Consider the following 16838-nt stretch of genomic DNA (forward strand, 5'->3'; position numbering starts at 1 on the left):
CCGCGAGGTCTGCGAAATGCTCAAGACCGGCAAGAGCCCCTGGCACTTCATCGAATTCATGGCCTGCCCGGGCGGCTGCGTGTGCGGCGGCGGGCAGCCCATCATGCCCGGCGTGCTTGAGGCAATGGATCGCCGGACCACCAGGATTTATGCCGGGTTAAAGAACCGTTTGGCCATGATGTCGGCCAACAGGGCATAAGGAGGGCGCCATGCGCATTGTCGATTTCACCCGTCGCCAGTTCCTCAAGGTCGGCTGCATCGGCTGCGCCGGGATGCTGGTCAGTCTGCGGTTCACCGCCAGAGCCATCGCCGCGGCCAAGGATCTCAAGGGATACATGCTGGACAGGATCAACGGCGTCTACGCGGCGGATGCGGCCTTCAAATTCCGCGCCTCGCAGGACAACCCCCAGGTCATCACCCTCTACAAGAGCTGGCTTGAGGAGCCCATGAGCCACAAGGCCGAGCAGTTCCTGCACATGCACTGGACCGACAGGTCCAAGGGCCTGAAGAAGCTGCGCGCCGAAGGCGCCTATCCCAACCCGCGCGCCGCCGAGTTCGACGGCGGCTACCCTTACGAGTAACCCGTCCCGGGGGTCCGGGCCTGAGATCAGGAGCGTCCGCCTCTGCCTCAAGGGTCCGCCCCTCCCCGCCATGCCGCCCGCCAGAAGCTTGCGCGCCACCGCGCCGCCAGCTTCGGCATTCCCTCACCTAGCCTGGCACCGGTCGCCTGGACGGCCACCAGGGCCCGCGCCCCGGCCCCAAATGGCCGAAGCCCCGCCGCGCGGGCCTCGCCTGCTGTCCCGAAGCGCCGCGCCCCTCCCGGACGCCGCCCCGCCGCGCCCTCCCCCATCGCGGGCACAGCGCCCCCGGAGGGCCGCGCCAGGGCCGCCATGCGAAAACCGCTCCTGCCCACCGGCTGGCCGGGGGCGGAGCGGTCTCCTGCATTCACTATGGATATCGAAATGTTACAGTTGTGGCGACCCTGCCGGGCGCCCGGCGGTTTCCGGGGCCGGGCGCACGGCGCGAACGCGCGCTGCGCCCCGCAGGACGCGGGGGCTCCCGGCCCGCCGTCCGGCCCGGGCGGCCCGGGCTCTACACCGGGTCGGGGCGGCCGATACTGAAGTAGGCGAAGCCGCCGTTGGCCAGCTCGCGCGGGTTGTAGAGGTTGCGGCCGTCGAAGAGCACCGGGGCGCGCAGGGTGGCCTTGATGCGCTCGAAATCCGGCGTGCGGAACTGGTTCCACTCCGTGACCACCGCCAGGGCGTCGGCGCCATCCAGAACGTCGTACTGGGCGTCCACGACCTCGGCCAGGGCGTTGCCCGCCAGCTCGCGCCGGGCGCCCGGCCCGGCCACGGGGTCGAAGGCGCGCACCTTCATGCCCAGATTCGTCAGGTATTCGATGGTCTTGAGGGACGACGCCTCGCGGATGTCGTCGGTGTTGGCCTTGAAGGCCAGGCCCCACAGGGCCAGGGTCCGCCCGGCGACGCCGCCCTGGTCCGCGAAGTAGCGCTCCACGCGCTTGGCGACGGCCAGCTTCTGGCGGTCGTTGACCTCGTCCACCGCCGTGAGCAGCTGCGGGGCGACGCCGGCCTCGCGGGCGGTGTTGATCAGCGCCTTCACGTCCTTGGGGAAGCAGGAGCCGCCGTAGCCCACGCCGGGATAGATGAAATGGTAGCCGATGCGCTGGTCGGACCCGATGCCCTGGCGGACCATGCGCACGTCGGCGCCCACGCGCTCGCAGATGCCCGCGATCTCGTTGATGAAGGATATCTTGGTCGCCAGCATGCAGTTGGCGGCGTACTTGGTCATTTCCGCACTGCGCACGTTCATGACGATGAGCTTGTCGCGGGTGCGGGCGAAGGGCGCGTAGAGGGCGCGCATGACATCGGCGGTGTCCTCGTTGTCCGTGCCGAGGACCACGCGGTCGGGCTTCATGAAGTCCGCCACGGCGTCGCCCTCCTTGAGGAACTCGGGGTTGGAGACCACGTCGAAGGCGATGTCCGCCCCGCGCCGCTCCAGCTCGGCGGCCACCAGGGCGCGCACCTGGTCGGCGGTGCCCACGGGCACGGTGGACTTGTCCACCACGATGAGCGGGGCGGTCATGGTCTGGCCGATCTGCCGGGCCACCTGGTACACGAAACTCAGGTCGCACGATCCGTCGGGGCGGCTGGGGGTGCCCACGGTGATGAAGACCACCCGCGCCCCGTCCAGGCCCTCGGCCAGCTCGGTGGTAAAGGTCAGGCGCCCCTCGCGGGTGCCCCGGGCCACGAGATCCTCCAGGCCGGGCTCGTAGATGTGCACCTGCCCGGCGCGCAGCTTCGCCACCACGGCGGGGTTCACGTCCACGCAGCGCACGGAGTTGCCCATTTCGGCCAGGCAGGCGGCGCTCACCAGGCCCACATATCCGGTTCCCACGATGCAGATGTTCATCCGGTCGTCCTTGTTCTGTGCGGTTTCGGCCCCCGGGGGCCCGCGAAGGCGCCAAGGTAGTCGCGCCCCGGGGCTTAGTCAACACCCGGCCAGGGCCGCCCCCCGGGAACAACGCGGCGCCGGGCCCGTTTGCCCTTGACATTCCCCGGCGGTTCAGCAGAATCCGGCAAGGGGCCCTGGCCGCCCCGCGAACCATTCAAAAACAGAACAAGGACACGCCCATGCCTTCCCTCGCAGTCAATGTGGACCACATCGCCACCTTGCGTCAGGCCCGCCGGGGCACAGAACCCGACCCCGTCACCGCCGCCCTCATGGCCGAACTGGCCGGGGCGCGCTGCATCATCTGCCACCTGCGCGAGGACCGCCGCCACATCCAGGACCGCGACCTCGACCTGCTGCGCGCCACGGTGCAGACCCGCCTGAACCTGGAAATGGCCGCCACCGACGAAATGCTGGGCATCTGCCTGCGCACCCGTCCGGACATCATCTGCCTGGTGCCCGAAAAGCGCCAGGAACTGACCACCGAGGGCGGCCTGGACGTGGCCGGACGCACGGCCTTCATCCGCGACTACCTGCGCCCCGTGCTCGACGCGGGCATCGAAACCAGCCTGTTCGTCGACGCCGACCCCCGCCAGGTGGAGGCCGCCGCCCAGACCGGCACCGGGTACATCGAACTGCACACCGGGCACTACGCCGACGCGACCACCCCCGCCGCCGCCAAGGCGGAGCTGGAGCGCATCCTGGCCGCCATCCGCCAGGCCCGCGAGCTGGGCCTGGGGGTCAACCTCGGCCACGGCCTGAACTACACGAACATCGCGCCCTTCGCCCAGGTGCCCGGCATCAACGAGTACTCCATCGGACACAGCATCATCTCGCGCGCGGCCTTCGTGGGCATCTCCCAGGCCGTACGGGAGATGAACGACATCATCCGCACCTTCGTCGACTAGGGGGCCCCATGATCGTCGGCCTCGGCCTGGACGTGGTGGAACTGCAACGGGTGGAGGCGGCCCTGGGCCGCTTCGGCGACCGTTTCGTCCGCCGCATCCTGACCCCGGCGGAACGGGAGGGCCTGCCCCGGGCGGGCGCGGCCGCCTATCTGGCCGCGCGCTTCGCGGCCAAGGAGGCCGCCGCCAAGGCCCTGGGCACGGGCATCGCCTCGGGCGTGGGCTTCCAGGACATGGAAATCCTGCGCCTGCCCTCGGGTCAGCCCGAGCTGCGCCTGTCGGGCGGAGCCGCCCGGCGCCTGGGGGCCCTGGGCGGCACGCGGACCCACGTCAGCCTGACCCACGGCCGCGACACGGCCGCCGCCGTGGTCGTCCTGGAGCGCCTGTGACCTGCCGCATCCCCCACGCCCTGCCCCTGCCCGTGCCCGCCGAAATGGCCGCCTGGGACCGCGCGGCCATCCACGAATTCGGCCTGCGCCAGGAAGTGCTCATGGAAAACGCCGGGCGCGCCGCCGCCGAGGTGGCCCTGGCCGCCCTGGGCGGCGCGGACGGGGCCTGCGGCCTGCGGGCCCTGGTCCTGGCCGGGGGGGGCAACAACGGCGGCGACGCCTTCGTGGCCGCGCGGCACCTGGCCGACGCCGGGGCGCGGGTGCTGGTGCTGCACGCCGGGCCCGCCCGGCGCTACCGGGGCGCTGCGGCGGCGAACCTGCGCCTGGCCCGGCGCATGGGCCTGCCCGTGGCCCGCCCGGGCGCGCGCGGCCCCGAGGCCGCGGCCCTGGCCGCCTGGGAGGGCCGCGCTCCGGACCTCGTCGTGGACGGCCTGCTGGGCACGGGCTTTTCCGGCCCCCTGCGCCCCGAGGCCCGGGCCTGGATCGAGGCCGCCAACCGCCTGGGCCGCGAGGCCTTCGTCCTGGCCCTGGACATCCCCTCGGGCCTGGACGGCCGGACGGGCCGCCCGGGCCCCGTGGCCGTGGCGGCCGACGCCACGGTCTGCTTCCAGGCCGCCAAGCTGGGCACGGCCCTGCCCGAGGCCGGGCCGTGGACGGGCGAGCTGCACATCGTGCCCATCGGCATCCCCGGATTTCTCATCCGCCAGGCCCCGGCGCGCTGCGCCCTGCTGACCTCGGGCACGGCCCTGCTGGCCCCGCCGCCCGACCCGCTGCTGCACAAGGGCCGCGCCGGGCATGTGCTGGTGGTCGGCGGGTCGCCGGGGCTTGCGGGGGCGCCGCTGCTGGCGGCCCTTGGCGCCCTGCGCGGCGGGGCCGGGCTGGCCACGGTGGCCTGCCCCGGGGCCCTGGCCGCCGAGGTCCGCTCGGGCCAGCCCGACGTGATGACCCTGCCCCTGGGCCGGGAGCGGGACTGGAGCGCGGCCCTGGCCGCCGAGCTGGCCCCGGCCCTGGAACGTTTCGACGCCCTGGCCCTGGGCCCGGGGCTGGGCCGCGCGCCCGGCGCCGGGGAGTTCGTGCGCGCGCTGCTGGCCCTGCCCGCCCTGCCGCCCCTGCTGGCCGACGCCGACGCCCTCTTCTGGCTGGCCCAGGCGCCCACCCTGGCGGCGCGCGCCGCGGTGCTCACCCCGCACCCCGGCGAGGCCGCGCGCCTTGCGGGCACGGACACCGCCGCCGTCCAGGCCGACCGGCCGGGCACCGCCCGGGCCCTGGCCGCGCGCCTGGACGCCGTGGTGGCCCTCAAGGGCGCGGGCACGGTGGTGGCGGCGCCAGACGGCGCCGCATGGCTGGCGCCCTTCGCCGTTCCGGCCCTGGCCGTGGCCGGGTCGGGCGACGTGCTCTCGGGGCTCGCGGCCGCGCTGCTGGCCCGGGGGCTGGCCCCGGCCGAGGCCGCCTGCCTGGGGGTCTACTGGCACGGGCTGGCGGGCGAGGCCGTGCAGGCCCGGGCGCCCCTGCGCGGGGCCCTGGCCTCGGAGATAGCCGCCGCCCTGCCCCGGGCCCTGGCCGATGCCCTCGGGGAATTTACGCACCCCTCTTCCACAACGACCAGACCGGAGGATCCATCCGATGCTTAAGGCCAAGGACATCATGACCGCCGAGCCCGTGACCCTGGCTCCCGACACCGACATCGCCACCGCCGCCCGCACCCTGCTCGACACGCGCGTCAACGGCCTGCCGGTGGTGGACGCCTCCGGCGCCCTGGTCGGCGTGCTGTGCCAAAGCGACCTTGTGGCCCAGCAGAAGACCCTGCGCCTGCCCTCGGTCTTCACCCTGCTGGACGGGCTCATCCCCCTGTCGTCCACGCGCGACCTGGAGCGCGAGATGGAGCGCATCGCGGCGCTGACCGTGGGCCAGGCCATGAGCCCCGACCCGGTGACCGTGGCGCCCGACGCGCCCATCTCCGAGGTGGCGACCCTGATGGTGGACCGCAAGTTCCACACCATCCCGGTGGTGGACGGGGGCCGGCTCGTTGGCGTCATCGGCAAGGAGGACATCCTGCGCACCCTGCTGGACGCCCGGAGCTAGGACGTGACCGCAGGCGACGCCCCGACCCTGACCCTGCTTCTGCCCGACGAGGCGGCCACCCTGGCCCTGGGCCGGGCCCTGGCCCGGGCCCTGGACGCCACGGACCCGGCCCAGGCGCTGCTGCTTTGCGGCGACCTGGGCGCGGGCAAGACGACCCTGGTGCGCGCCCTGGTGCCCGAACTGCCCGGCGGCGGGGACGCCCGCGTGTCCAGCCCGAGCTTCAACATCATGAACCTCTACCCCACGGACCCGGAAACCGCCCACTTCGACCTCTACCGCCTGGAGGGGCTCGCGCCCGACGAGACCCTGCTGGAGCACCTGCACGACCCGGGGCTGCTGGTGCTGGTGGAATGGGCCCAGTACCTGGACCGCGCCCACTGGCCCGCCGGGCACCTGCTGCTCCAATGGCGCCAGAGCCGGTCGGGGCGCTCGGTGGTCTTGACGGCGCGAGGAAAGAAGGCCAAGGAAACCCTTCACGCGCTGGCAATCGATTACGGCGCGCACGATCCGCAAATCCGTCCCCAGGAGTGACGCTACATGGGCATCATTGTTCAGAAGTTCGGGGGAACCTCCGTGGCCGGCCTGGAGCGCATGCGCCAGGTGCTGGCCAAGGTCCGCTCCGCCCGCTGCGACGGGGCCAACAAGGTCGTCGTCGTGCTCTCGGCCATGGCCGGGGAGACCAACCGGCTCATCGACCTGGCCCGGCAGTGGTCGCCGCGCCCCGACGCGGCCGAGATGGACTCGCTGGTCTCCACCGGCGAGCAGGTCTCCGTGGCGCTGTTCGCCATGCTGCTCAAGGACGCGGGCATCAAGGCCCGCTCCCTGCTCGGCTTCCAGGCCGACGTGCGCACGGATTCGCGCTACGGCAAGGCCCGCATCCTGGGCATCGACAGCGAAAAGCTGCGCGCCATGCTGGAAACCCACGATGTGCTGGTCATGGCCGGTTTCCAGGGCGTGGACTGCAAGGAGCGCATCACCACCCTGGGCCGCGGCGGCTCGGACACCTCGGCCGTGGCCATGGCCGTGGCCATCTCCGCCGACGTGTGCGAGATCTACACCGACGTGGACGGCGTCTACACCACCGACCCGAACCTGTGCTCCACAGCGCGCAAGATACCGAAAATCAGCTACGACGAAATGCTGGAAATGGCCAGCATGGGCGCCAAGGTGCTCCAGATCCGTTCCGTCGAGTTCGCCAAGAAATACAACATGACCGTCCATGTCCGCTCCACCTTCTCGGACTGCAACGGCACCTTCGTAACCCAGGAGGATGAAAGCATGGAAGCCGTTCTGGTTTCGGGCATCGCGTACGACAAGGACCAGGCCCGGGTCACCATCCTGGATGTCCAGGACCGCCCCGGCGTGGCCTCGGCCCTGTTCTCGCCCCTGGCCGACGCGGGCATCGTGGTGGACATGATCATCCAGAACACCTCGCGCGACGGCAAGACCACGGACATGACCTTCACCGTGCCCCGGGCGGACCTGGACGAGACCCTGCAAATCATCGAGGCCATCAAGCACCGCCTGGGCGCCACCGACGTGCTCACCGACGAGCGCGTGGCCAAGGTCTCGGTCATCGGCGTGGGCATGCGCTCCCATTCGGGGGTGGCCTCGCGCATGTTCGCCGCCCTGCACGACGAGGGCATCAACATCCTGATGATCTCCACCTCCGAGATCAAGGTCACCTGCCTCATCGAGGAGAAATACACCGAGCTGGCCGTGCGCACGCTGCACGACAAATTCGAGCTGGACAAGGCCGGGAACACCTGCTGATGCCCAGGAAGATCGCCATATACGACACCACCCTGCGCGACGGGACCCAGGCCGAGGAGATAAACCTCTCCACGGCGGACAAGGTGCGCATCGCCCAGAAGCTCGCCGAGCTCGGGGTGGACTACATCGAGGGCGGGTGGCCCGGCTCCAACCAGACGGACCGGGCCTTCTTCGGCGAAATCGCGGCCTACGACCTGGGGCGTACGCGGGTGGCCGCCTTCGGCAGCACCCACGCCCCCGGCAAGACCGCCCAGACCGACCCGAACCTGAAGGCCCTGGTCGAGGCGGGCTGTCCGGTGGCGACCATTTTCGGCAAGGCCTGGGACCTGCACGTCCGCGAGGCCCTGCGCGTGTCCCTGGAGCGCAACCTGGAGCTTGTGGGCGACTCGGTGGCCTTCTTGCGCCAGCACTTCCAGGAGCTGTTCTTCGACGCCGAGCACTTCTTCGACGGCTACAGGGCCAACCCGGAATACGCCCTGGGCGTGCTGCGCCGGGCCCATGAGGCCGGGGCCGACGCCGTGGTGCTGTGCGACACCAACGGCGGCTGCATGCCCTCGGACATCCGGCGCATCGTGCGCGCCGTGCGCAAGGCCCTGCCCGGGGCGGCCCTGGGCATCCACACCCACAACGACTCCGAGACCGCCGTGGCCGGCGCCCTGGAAGCCGTGGAATGCGGCGCGACCCATGTGCAGGGCACGATCAACGGCTACGGCGAGCGCTGCGGCAACGCCAACCTGTGCTCCATCATCCCCAACCTGGAGCTCAAGCACGGCGGGCGCTACCGCTGCCTGCCCGAGGGCGCCCTGGCCACCCTCACGCAGACAAGCGCCTTCGTCGCGGAGGTCTGCAACCTGCGGCCCTTCATGCGCCAGCCCTTCGTGGGCCATTCGGCCTTCGCCCACAAGGGCGGCATCCACGTCTCGGCGGTGCTGCGCAACCCCGAGACCTACGAGCACATCCGCCCCGAAGCCGTGGGCAACCGCCAGCGCGTGCTGCTCTCCGACCTGGCCGGGCGCAGCAACATCCTGTTCATGGCCCGGCGCTTCGGCTTCGACCTGGACAAGAACGACTCGGCGGTCATGGAGCTGCTGGCCGAGGTCAAGGAGCGCGAGAGCCGGGGGTACGAATACTCCTCGGCCGAGGCGTCCTTCGAGCTGATGTTCTTCCGGGCCATGGGCCTGTCCAAGCAGTATTTCCGGCTCCTGCACTTCAACGTGGTGGACATGCTGCGCGAGGGCCAGGACGAGCCCTACAGCGAGGCCACGGTGCGCATCAAGGTCGGCGGGCAGGTGGAGCACACGGCGGCCACCGGCCAGGGCCAGGTCAACGCCCTGGACAACGCCATCCGCAAGGCCCTGGACCGCTTCTATCCCGCCGTGCGCGACATGCGCCTGTCGGACTTCAAGGTCCGCGTGCTCTCGGGCGCACTGCGCGACACGGGCGGCACGGCGTCCTATGTGCGCGTGCTCATCGAGTCCCAGGACAGGACGCACAGCTGGACCACCGTGGGCGTGTCCTACGACGTGATCCACGCCAGCTGGGAGGCCCTGGTGGATTCCATCACCTACAAGCTGTTCAAGGACGACTCCGCGCGCTGGCCCGCGCGCGAGGACTAGCCCGGGGGAGGCGCCGTGGCCGGAACGGGGTCCATGCTGCGATGCTGGCTCCTGGCCGCCGGGGCCGCCTGCACCCTGGCCCTGGCGGGGCTTGTGCTGTCCTATTTCCTGTGGGCCCGGCTGGACTCGGCCCCGGCCATGCCCTGCGTCCAGGGCGACGACCGCTGGCGCGAGGCCGAAGCGGCCCTGCGCCACGCCGCGGCCCTGCTGTCCGACGAGGCGCCGGAGCTGGAGCTGACCCCGGCGCATATCTTCCACCTCCCCCTGCGCCACCTGTGCGTCGCGCGCCACGGCGAAAGCCTCGCGGCCCTGCGCGCCCGCCTGGACGCGGACTGGGACTGCGCCCCGGCCTGGGAGCGCGAGGTTCTGGCCAACGACGCCTTCCTGTCGCTGCTGGCGGTGACCGAGGAGGGCGCCGTGGTGCCCGTGCGCCTGAACCGCGCGGGCTTCGACGCGGCCGGGGAGCTGCCCGAACGCATCGCGCCCACGGCGCGGCTGGTGCTGCGCAAGCGCCCGGGCGGCGAGCAGGTGCTCCTGCGCGCGCCCGACCCCGACCCCGCCCCCGAGGCCCCCGCGCACTGAAAAACTCGACAACCCGGGTACGCATATTGCATGATATGATCGACCCCGGTACCCGGCGGTCGGGAAACCGACGCCGGGCCGACGTGAACCCACACGGCCACCCGCCGCCCCCCGGCGGCCGGGGCGGCACCCGAGGCACGGCAGACCCGGCATGACCCCGCGACCCCAGCTTCGCCCCCGGCTCCAGGCAGCCCGCCTCCTGGCCCGCATCCATGCGGGCCGGGAGCTGTTGCGCCGCCAGGGGCCCCGGGCCTGGACCCTGGCCCGGGCCGAGCTGACCCGGGCGGCCCGGGCCGGGCTGCGCACCCTGCTGCCCCCGGACCGCTGGCACTTTCCCCTGGTCCTGTTTTCCTACCTGTTCCTGGTCTTCGCCCTGGAAGTGGCCTTCCTGCGGGTTTTCCTGCCCGGCGGCGGCGCCCCCGGAGCCCGGAGCCCGGAGCCGCCCGCCCTGGCCGCCTCCCAGGCCCCCGGGCAGGACCCGGAGCTGGCCGAGGAGTTCCGCACCCTGGCCGACCTGTACCTGCCCGCCTTTCACGCGCGCTCGCCGCTGCCCGGGCAGTTCCTGGTGCTGCACACGGCCCTGACCCCCGGGGGCGACGGCCCCCTGGTGCTGGGCGGCGAGGAGGACCTGCCGCTCCTGGCCGACCCCGACCGCCACCCGCTGCTGCGCGTGCCCGCCGTGGCGCGCCGCGCCCCGGGCCCGGCCGTTTTCGACTCCGTGCGCATGGCCGTGGCCTGCTCGGAAATCCGCATGCCCGTCGACCCCCGCGCCTTCCACCCCCAGGACAAGGAAGCCTTCCTGGCCGCCGCCAGCGACCCGGCGCGGCTGGCGGCGGCCTTTGCCCGCGTGCGCTCCGGGCGGGCCGAGGCCCCCGAGCTGCTGGCCGAGCTGCCCGCCTCGGCCATCGCCCCGCCCCTGACGCGCCTGGACCGCCTGCGCATGGCCGAGGCCCGCCGCCGCAGCCTGGGCGCGCTTTCGGCCCATTTCGAGTCCGGCCTGCGCGGCATCTTCGCCGTGGGCTACGACACCTCGGGAGGCACGTCCTACGGGAAATATCAGCTTTCCTCACGCAAGGGCGCCATCAGAAACTTCATAAAATACCTGGACAAACGCGCTCCGACATGGGCACAACGATTGCGGACGGCGGGCGTGGCGAATACCGGCGGCACCCAGGGCTCAATGCCCCGGGAGTGGATACGCATCGCGGGCGAGCATCCGAAGCTTTTCGAGAAGCTCCAGGACGACTTCATCCACAGCCACTACTATTCGCCCACCATCCAGGCCGTGCGGGAGCAGACCGGCCTGGACATCGAAGCCCAGAACGCGGTCATCCGCGAGGTGCTCTGGAGCACCGCCGTGCACCACGGCCCCACGGGCGGGGCGAACATTTTCATCACGGCCAGTCTGCGCGCCAGGCAGGCCCACGGCGACTTCGGCAAGGCCCTGCTCAAGGAAGTCTACCGTGAACGCGAACGCCGCCTGGCGAAGGTTCCCCGCACCCAGCGCAACGCCCTGCGTTCGCGCCTGGAGCAGGAGATGAGCATGGCCCTGGCCAGACTGGAGCGGGCCGCCTTCAGCCAGGCGCGAACCTTGTCGGCGGAAGGCGGGCTCATGTAGCACAACCCTGCCGGGGGTGCCATGACCTCACTCAAGGAACTGCCCGTCCTCGTCGTGGACGACAACCGCGCCGCCCGCGAAGCCATCGTCGCCGTCCTGGGCAAGCTCGGCTTCCAGAACGTCACCGCCGTGGGCGACCTGCCCGCCGCCACCCGGGAGCTGGCCACCCGCGGCGCAGGCCTCGTGCTCTGCGAGGCGCTGGTGGACGGCAAATACGGCATCCAGCTGCTCAAGAAGGTCCGCGCCACCCCGCAGCTGGCCCGGGTGCCCTTCCTGGTCACCTCCTCGCGCAAGGAACCCGCCATCATCCAGGCCCACCTGAAGGCCGGGGCCTCGGAGTTCCTGGTCAAGCCCTTCGATTCCGCCACCCTGCTGGCCCGGCTCAAGAAGGCCCTGGCCCAGCGCCCCGCGCCCAAGCCCAGCGCCCAATGCCCCGAAACCCGGCTGCTGGAGATGGGCCACAAGGCCCTGGAGAGCTACGACACCAAGGGCGCCATCGCCTGCTTCACCAAGGCCGCCAGGGCCAATCCCGCCTGCCCCGAGGCCTATGTGGGCCTGGCCATGGCCTGCAAGCGCAAGAAAGACATGGCCCAGTACATGCTGTTCATGAACACGGCGGCCAAGGTCATGGTCGAAGCTGGCGACATGGCCGGGGCCGAGGCCATCCACCGCGAGCTGCGCCTCTACGACGCCCAGGCCCCCAACCCGTTCGCCCAGGCCGCGGCCGCCCTGGACGCCAGGGGCGAACACGCCGCGGCCAGCCCCCTGTGGGAGCGCGCCGTGGCCGTGGAGCCCGACAACCCCGCGCACTACCTGGCCCTGGGCGACGCCCTGCTGCGCCAGGGCGACCGCGAGGGCGCCAAGGCCCAGGTCACGGCGGCCCTGCGGCTGCGCGACGACTTCCCCGAGGCCCGCAAGCTCTTCAAGGCCCTCACCGGCCAGCGCTGGACCGAGAGCGAAAGCAGCCAGGCCCACGCCCGGCGCCGCGACGAGGAGGAGGAAAAGCGCTCCACCGTGCGCTTCTGGGTGCCCGACCTGCTGGTGGCCATCAAGGGCCGCGACGCGCACTTCACCCTTTCGGAGATGAGCCTGCGCTCCCTGGCCTTCAGCCCCTTGGGCCAGGCCTTCGCCGTGGACGAGGAACTGCGCCTGGACATCCTGCGGCTGGCCGACGGCGAGGCCCGGCCGGAGATAAGGCGCCTCAAGGGCGTAGTGGCGCGCATGGACGCGGAAACGGTGGGGGTGCGCCTCGCGGAGCCCAGCCCCGAGCAGGAGCAGGAGATCCGGGACATCCTGGCCGCCGCCCAGGAGCGTCAGAAGGAGCAGTTCCGCGAGGAGAAGAAGGACGTGATCAGTTTCGACATCGACATGCTGTTCATGTAGCCGGGCCAGGCGCCGTCAGCCCGGCTGGCCCCCGGGGTCCAGGCCGCGGGCGAGGAACTCCGGCACCAGCCGCTCGACCCGGGCGCGGGTGTCGCGGTGGGTGGTCAGCAGGTGGCGGCTGGTCACGCCCTCGGCGATGGGCAGCAGTTCCAGGCGGCGCACGGCGGAGGACACCCCGGCCACGATGGTCATGGAGCTGGACAAGGGCACGGTGGCGTCGTCCGGGCAGTGCAGGGCCAGAAGCGGCGCCGTGATCGCGCCCAGCCGGGCCCGCACCCGGCGCATCCCGTCCATGAGCCCCGCCAGGGCCCCCAGGGCCACCACCCCTTCGTAGCCGCGCCACGGCGCGATGCGCCGCGACTCGACCCCGCCCGGGGCCGTGGGCCACAGAGGCCGCACCCGGCGCAGCAGCGGCAGGAACGGCAGCCGCCAGTCGCGCACCTCCAGGGGCAGGAAACGGTACAGATAGACCGGCGCGGCCAGGGCGACCACGGCCGCCGGACGGCGCACCACGCCCAGGTGCAGGGCCAGCAGCCCGCCCATGGACAGCCCGCAGACGAAAACCCGCTCCGCCAGCCCGGCCAGGCGGTCGTATTCGCGCTCCACGGCCCCGGCCCAGTGGTCGAAGCCGGTGCGGTTCCAGTCCTCTGGGCTGGTGCCGTGGCCGGGCAGCAGCGGAACGCTGACCACACAGCCCAAGCGCTCCAGGGCCGCGGCCAGCCCGAGCATCTCGAAGGGCATGCCGCCGAAGCCGTGGATGCAAAGGGCCGCGCCGCCCTCCAGGATTTTTCCCATGCCGTCCCCCTTTTGCCGCCGCTCCGGGGCGCCGCCGTCTTGCCGCCGCCCCCGAGTTCCTTTACAAGGTTCGGGTTCCCTTAGCAAACCCTGCTGCCGGAGGTTCCCGTGCCCGCGCCCGTTCCCTGCGACATCCTGCTGCTGGCCAGCACCTGCCTGACCCAGGACGACTCCCGGACCATCATCGAGAACGCCGCCGTGGCCGTGGGCGGCGGCGCCGTGCTGGCCGTCGGCCCCCGCGAGGCCGTGGCCCCGGCCTGGAAGCCCGGGCGGACCATCGACCTGGGCGAGGCCCTGCTCATGCCCGGGCTGGTCAACGCCCACACCCACGCGTCCATGACCCTCATGCGCGGGCTGGCCGACGACCTGCCGCTCATGCAATGGCTTACGCAACATATCTTCCCCGTGGAGCAGAAGCTGACCCCGGAGCTGGTCCACCTGGGCGCGCTGCTCGGCTGCGCCGAGATGCTGCGCACGGGCACCACCGGCTGCTGCGACATGTACCTCATGGAGGAGGCCGTGGCCCGGGCCGCGGACCAGGCCGGCCTGCGCGCCCGGGTGGGCGAGGCGCTCTTCGCCTTCCCCTCCCCGGCATACGCCGGACCGGACCAGGCCATGGATGTCGTCCGCGCCCTGCACGAGGCCTACCGCGACCACCCGCGCATCGGCTGCACGCTCATGCCCCACTCGGTGTACACCACCACCCCCGCGCTGCTGGAACGCGCCCTGGCCCTGGCCGAGGAGCTAGACCTGCCCCTGAACGTGCACCTGGCCGAATCCGCATCGGAAACGGCCCAGTGCCTGGAGCAGCACGGCCAGCGCCCCGTGCCCTACCTGCATTCCCTGGGCCTGCTCGGCCCGCGCACCCTGGCGGCCCACTGCGTGGACCTGACCGACGCCGAACTCGCCCTGCTGGCCGCCACGGGCACCCGCGTGGCCCACAACCCCGAAAGCAACATGAAGCTGGCCAGCGGCGCCTGCCCGGCCCAGCGCCTGCTGGACGCCGGGGTGACCGTCGGCCTGGGCACCGACGGGCCGTGCAGCAACAACAACCTGGACATGTTCAGCGAAATGGGCTCGGCGGCCCTGCTCCAGAAGCTCCTGCGCCAGGACCCCACGGCCCTGCCGGCCCAGGCCGTGCTGGACATGGCCACCCGCCAGGGCGCCGCCTGCCTGGACTGGCCCGACGTGGGCGCCATCGCCCCGGGCATGCGCGCCGACCTGACGGCCCTGGACCTCGCCCAGCCCGGGCTCCAGCCCATGTACAACCCGGTCTCCCACGCGGTCTACGCCGCCAGCGGCTCCCAGGTGCGCCTGACCATGGTCGAGGGCCGCGTACTCTTCTTCGACGGCGCCTGGCCCGAGCTGGACTACCCGGCCCTGCTGGCCGAGGTGCGCGGCGCGGCGCGCTGGGTGCGCCGCCAGTTCGCCGGGGCCTGACCCCCCGGGCGCAGAAAAAAGCGCCCCAAGGCTTGACATCCGGCGCGGTATCTATAAATACTGCGTCGCTTCTACTCGAACCCAAGCAGACGGCGGCCCCCAGGGGCGGCCATCGGCACGCAAGGAGACAGCCACCATGGCCAAGAAACAGACCAGCACCATCCTGGATTCCGCCGTCATGCAGGACGGCGTGCTCAGCCTCAACGGCACCGCCATGCAGCAGATCATCGACAAGTGCGAGGGCTGCGACCGCGTGGTGACCCACGAAACCGGCGGCAAGTACTGCGCCAGCTACGCCCAGCCCGCCGCCAAGTGGGGCCGCAAGGCGTGCAACTTCGCCACCCACGTCCGCGCCGAGGTGGACACCACCGGCAAGGTCAAGGTCAACCCGCTCAAGGCCTCCAAGCGCGCCGCCCGCGGTCGCTAGGCCCGGCGTCCTTCACGGATTCAGGGGCGGGCCCGGGCCCGCCCTTTTGTTTTCCCCCGCGCAGGGCGCCCGGACCGCCCGCGCGCCACGGTCCACCCGCGCGGCTGCGGCCGCCGGCCGACGGAGCCGCCCATGCCCCACGCCCTCCTGGAACGCATCGACACCCTGGGCCCCGAAGTCGTGGCCCTGCAACGCGCCCTGGTGGCCATCCCCGCCCTGGGCCCCGACAACGACGGCCAGGGCGAAACCGCCAAGGCCGAGTTCCTGGAGCGCCACCTGCGCGCCCTGGGCCTTGCGGACATCCTCCGCCTGGACGCGCCCGACGCGCGCGTGCCGGGCGGCCTGCGGCCCAATATCCTGGCGCGCATCCCCGGCCGCGACACCTCGCGCACCCTGTGGATCATCTCGCACATCGACATCGTGCCCCCGGGCAACCCCGACCTGTGGCACAGCGACCCCTACGAGCTGAAGGTGGACGGCGATTTCCTCGTCGGGCGCGGGGTGGAGGACAACCACGGCGGCATCGTGCCCTCGCTGGTGCTGGCCAAGGCCCTGCTGGACGCGGGCGCCACCGCGCCCATGAACCTGGGCCTGCTGTTCGTGGCCGACGAGGAAACCGGCAGCGCCTACGGCCTGGGCCATGTGGTCGCCGAGCACGCCGAACAGTTCGGCCCCGACGACCTGTTCCTGGTGCCCGACTTCGGCGTGGCCGACTCCTCGCTCATGGAGGTGGCCGAAAAGAGCATGCTCTGGCTGAAGGTCGAGGTCTTCGGCCGCCAGTGCCACGCCAGCACCCCCGAGCAGGGCCTGAACTCCCTGGTGGCCGCCGCCGACTTCATCCTGCGCACCCGGCGGCTGCACCAGGAGTTCCCGGCCGTTGACCCGCTCTTCTCCCCGGCGCACTCGACCTTCTCGCCCACGCGCAAGGACGCCAACGTGCCCAACGTGAACACCATCCCCGGGCACGACGTGCTCTATGTGGACTGCCGCGTGCTGCCGCAATACGCCGTGGCCGACGTGCTGGATGCCTTCGGGCGCATCGCCTCGGAAATCGAGGCCGAGCACGGCGTGCGCGTGGCCTGCTCGCCCATGCAGGCCGAACAGGCCGCCCCGGCGACCCCCGTCGACAGCGAAATCGTGCGCCGCCTGAGCGCGGCCATCGAGGCGGTCTACGGCGTGACCCCCGCCCCGGCGGGCATCGGCGGCGGCACCGTGGCGGCCATCCTGCGCCGCGCCGGGCGCGACGCCGTGGTCTGGTCCACCTGCGAGCACTTCGCCCACCAGCCCAACGAGCGCTCGCGCATCTCCACCCAGCTCGGCGACGCCAAGGTCATGGCCCGCGTGCTGTTCGCCTAGCCG

General features: G+C 72.0%; 17 protein-coding genes. 15 read left to right on the top strand and 2 right to left on the bottom strand.

The features are described 5' to 3' along the window. A partial coding sequence (locus tag M0P34_RS01550) for a [Fe-Fe] hydrogenase large subunit C-terminal domain-containing protein (RefSeq protein WP_291495630.1) occupies nt 1-199 on the top strand: 199 nt, incomplete at its 5' end. A 10-nt stretch (nt 200-209) separates the two neighbouring features. Then, complete coding sequence (locus tag M0P34_RS01555) at nt 210-581, top strand: iron hydrogenase small subunit (protein WP_291495632.1); 372 nt, start codon at nt 210-212, stop codon at nt 579-581. 511 nt (nt 582-1092) lie between these two features. On the opposite strand, the gene M0P34_RS01560 is transcribed toward M0P34_RS01555, so the two are convergent. Beyond that, nucleotides 1093-2430, bottom strand: a complete 1338-nt coding sequence (locus tag M0P34_RS01560) for a UDP-glucose/GDP-mannose dehydrogenase family protein (RefSeq protein WP_291495634.1) — start codon at nt 2428-2430, stop codon at nt 1093-1095. A 221-nt stretch (nt 2431-2651) separates the two neighbouring features. On the opposite strand from M0P34_RS01560, the gene M0P34_RS01565 reads away from it, so the two are divergent. The 10 genes from M0P34_RS01565 to M0P34_RS01610 all read left to right on the top strand — a co-directional run bounded on the left by M0P34_RS01565 (nt 2652) and on the right by M0P34_RS01610 (nt 12817). Beyond that, entirely contained in the window at nt 2652-3377 is a 726-nt protein-coding gene (locus M0P34_RS01565; RefSeq protein ID WP_291495636.1) for a pyridoxine 5'-phosphate synthase, read from the top strand. 8 nt (nt 3378-3385) lie between these two features. Continuing rightward, a complete protein-coding gene (locus M0P34_RS01570) occupies nt 3386-3763 on the top strand; it encodes a holo-[acyl-carrier-protein] synthase (protein ID WP_291495637.1) in 378 nt (125 codons plus the stop codon). Beyond that, nucleotides 3760-5394 (top strand): NAD(P)H-hydrate dehydratase, encoded by a 1635-nt coding sequence (locus M0P34_RS01575; RefSeq protein WP_366061777.1) that lies wholly within the window; start codon nt 3760-3762, stop codon nt 5392-5394. The genes M0P34_RS01570 and M0P34_RS01575 overlap by 4 nt, the downstream gene beginning before the upstream one ends. Further along, nucleotides 5387-5845, top strand: coding sequence for a CBS domain-containing protein (locus tag M0P34_RS01580; protein WP_291495640.1), 459 nt, complete (start codon nt 5387-5389; stop codon nt 5843-5845). Before M0P34_RS01575 ends, M0P34_RS01580 begins: the two co-directional genes overlap by 8 nt. A 3-nt stretch (nt 5846-5848) precedes the next feature. Then, entirely contained in the window at nt 5849-6376 is a 528-nt protein-coding gene (gene tsaE / locus M0P34_RS01585; protein ID WP_291495642.1) for a tRNA (adenosine(37)-N6)-threonylcarbamoyltransferase complex ATPase subunit type 1 TsaE, read from the top strand. A gap of 6 nt (nt 6377-6382) precedes the next feature. Next, complete coding sequence (locus M0P34_RS01590; RefSeq protein ID WP_291495644.1) at nt 6383-7618, top strand: aspartate kinase; 1236 nt, start codon at nt 6383-6385, stop codon at nt 7616-7618. Then, on the top strand, nt 7618-9234 hold the full coding sequence (gene cimA, locus M0P34_RS01595) for a citramalate synthase (protein ID WP_291495646.1): 1617 nt from the start codon (nt 7618-7620) through the stop codon (nt 9232-9234). Before M0P34_RS01590 ends, cimA begins: the two co-directional genes overlap by 1 nt. A 33-nt stretch (nt 9235-9267) precedes the next feature. Continuing rightward, the gene (locus M0P34_RS01600) at nt 9268-9816 is read left to right on the top strand and encodes a hypothetical protein (RefSeq protein WP_291495648.1); all 549 of its coding nucleotides are present in this window, start codon (nt 9268-9270) and stop codon (nt 9814-9816) included. A 151-nt stretch (nt 9817-9967) separates the two neighbouring features. After that, a complete protein-coding gene (locus M0P34_RS01605; RefSeq protein ID WP_291495650.1) occupies nt 9968-11434 on the top strand; it encodes a hypothetical protein in 1467 nt (488 codons plus the stop codon). A 21-nt stretch (nt 11435-11455) separates the two neighbouring features. Beyond that, nucleotides 11456-12817 (top strand): response regulator, encoded by a 1362-nt coding sequence (locus M0P34_RS01610; protein ID WP_291495652.1) that lies wholly within the window; start codon nt 11456-11458, stop codon nt 12815-12817. Between the two features lie 15 nt (nt 12818-12832). Here M0P34_RS01610 and M0P34_RS01615 read toward each other — a convergent pair whose 3' ends face one another. Further along, nucleotides 12833-13612: an alpha/beta fold hydrolase gene (locus M0P34_RS01615; protein ID WP_291495653.1), complete on the bottom strand. Its 780-nt coding sequence runs from the start codon at nt 13610-13612 to the stop codon at nt 12833-12835. Between the two features lie 108 nt (nt 13613-13720). On the opposite strand from M0P34_RS01615, the gene M0P34_RS01620 reads away from it, so the two are divergent. From M0P34_RS01620 to M0P34_RS01630, 3 genes are all read left to right on the top strand, one after another. Then, the gene (locus M0P34_RS01620; RefSeq protein ID WP_291495655.1) at nt 13721-15052 is read left to right on the top strand and encodes an amidohydrolase; all 1332 of its coding nucleotides are present in this window, start codon (nt 13721-13723) and stop codon (nt 15050-15052) included. 136 nt (nt 15053-15188) lie between these two features. Continuing rightward, entirely contained in the window at nt 15189-15479 is a 291-nt protein-coding gene (locus tag M0P34_RS01625; protein ID WP_291495657.1) for a PxxKW family cysteine-rich protein, read from the top strand. Between the two features lie 132 nt (nt 15480-15611). After that, nucleotides 15612-16835, top strand: a complete 1224-nt coding sequence (locus tag M0P34_RS01630; RefSeq protein WP_291495659.1) for a M20 family metallo-hydrolase — start codon at nt 15612-15614, stop codon at nt 16833-16835. Nucleotides 16836-16838 lie beyond the last annotated feature (3 nt).

This window comes from Desulfocurvus sp. (genome assembly GCF_023230885.1).
Lineage (GTDB): Bacteria > Desulfobacterota > Desulfovibrionia > Desulfovibrionales > Desulfovibrionaceae > Desulfocurvus.

Excerpts from the sequence above, each read along its gene's own strand:
- M0P34_RS01555 (WP_291495632.1), top strand. The coding sequence starts at position 210 with ATGCGCATTGTCGATTTCACCCGTCGCCAGTTCCTCAAGGTCGGCTGC.
- M0P34_RS01560 (WP_291495634.1), bottom strand. The coding sequence starts at position 2,430 with ATGAACATCTGCATCGTGGGAACCGGATATGTGGGCCTGGTGAGCGCC.
- M0P34_RS01565 (WP_291495636.1), top strand. The coding sequence starts at position 2,652 with ATGCCTTCCCTCGCAGTCAATGTGGACCACATCGCCACCTTGCGTCAG.
- M0P34_RS01570 (WP_291495637.1), top strand. The coding sequence starts at position 3,386 with ATGATCGTCGGCCTCGGCCTGGACGTGGTGGAACTGCAACGGGTGGAG.
- M0P34_RS01580 (WP_291495640.1), top strand. The coding sequence starts at position 5,387 with ATGCTTAAGGCCAAGGACATCATGACCGCCGAGCCCGTGACCCTGGCT.
- M0P34_RS01590 (WP_291495644.1), top strand. The coding sequence starts at position 6,383 with ATGGGCATCATTGTTCAGAAGTTCGGGGGAACCTCCGTGGCCGGCCTG.
- cimA (WP_291495646.1), top strand. The coding sequence starts at position 7,618 with ATGCCCAGGAAGATCGCCATATACGACACCACCCTGCGCGACGGGACC.
- M0P34_RS01600 (WP_291495648.1), top strand. The coding sequence starts at position 9,268 with ATGCTGCGATGCTGGCTCCTGGCCGCCGGGGCCGCCTGCACCCTGGCC.
- M0P34_RS01605 (WP_291495650.1), top strand. The coding sequence starts at position 9,968 with ATGACCCCGCGACCCCAGCTTCGCCCCCGGCTCCAGGCAGCCCGCCTC.
- M0P34_RS01610 (WP_291495652.1), top strand. The coding sequence starts at position 11,456 with ATGACCTCACTCAAGGAACTGCCCGTCCTCGTCGTGGACGACAACCGC.
- M0P34_RS01615 (WP_291495653.1), bottom strand. The coding sequence starts at position 13,612 with ATGGGAAAAATCCTGGAGGGCGGCGCGGCCCTTTGCATCCACGGCTTC.
- M0P34_RS01625 (WP_291495657.1), top strand. The coding sequence starts at position 15,189 with ATGGCCAAGAAACAGACCAGCACCATCCTGGATTCCGCCGTCATGCAG.
- M0P34_RS01630 (WP_291495659.1), top strand. The coding sequence starts at position 15,612 with ATGCCCCACGCCCTCCTGGAACGCATCGACACCCTGGGCCCCGAAGTC.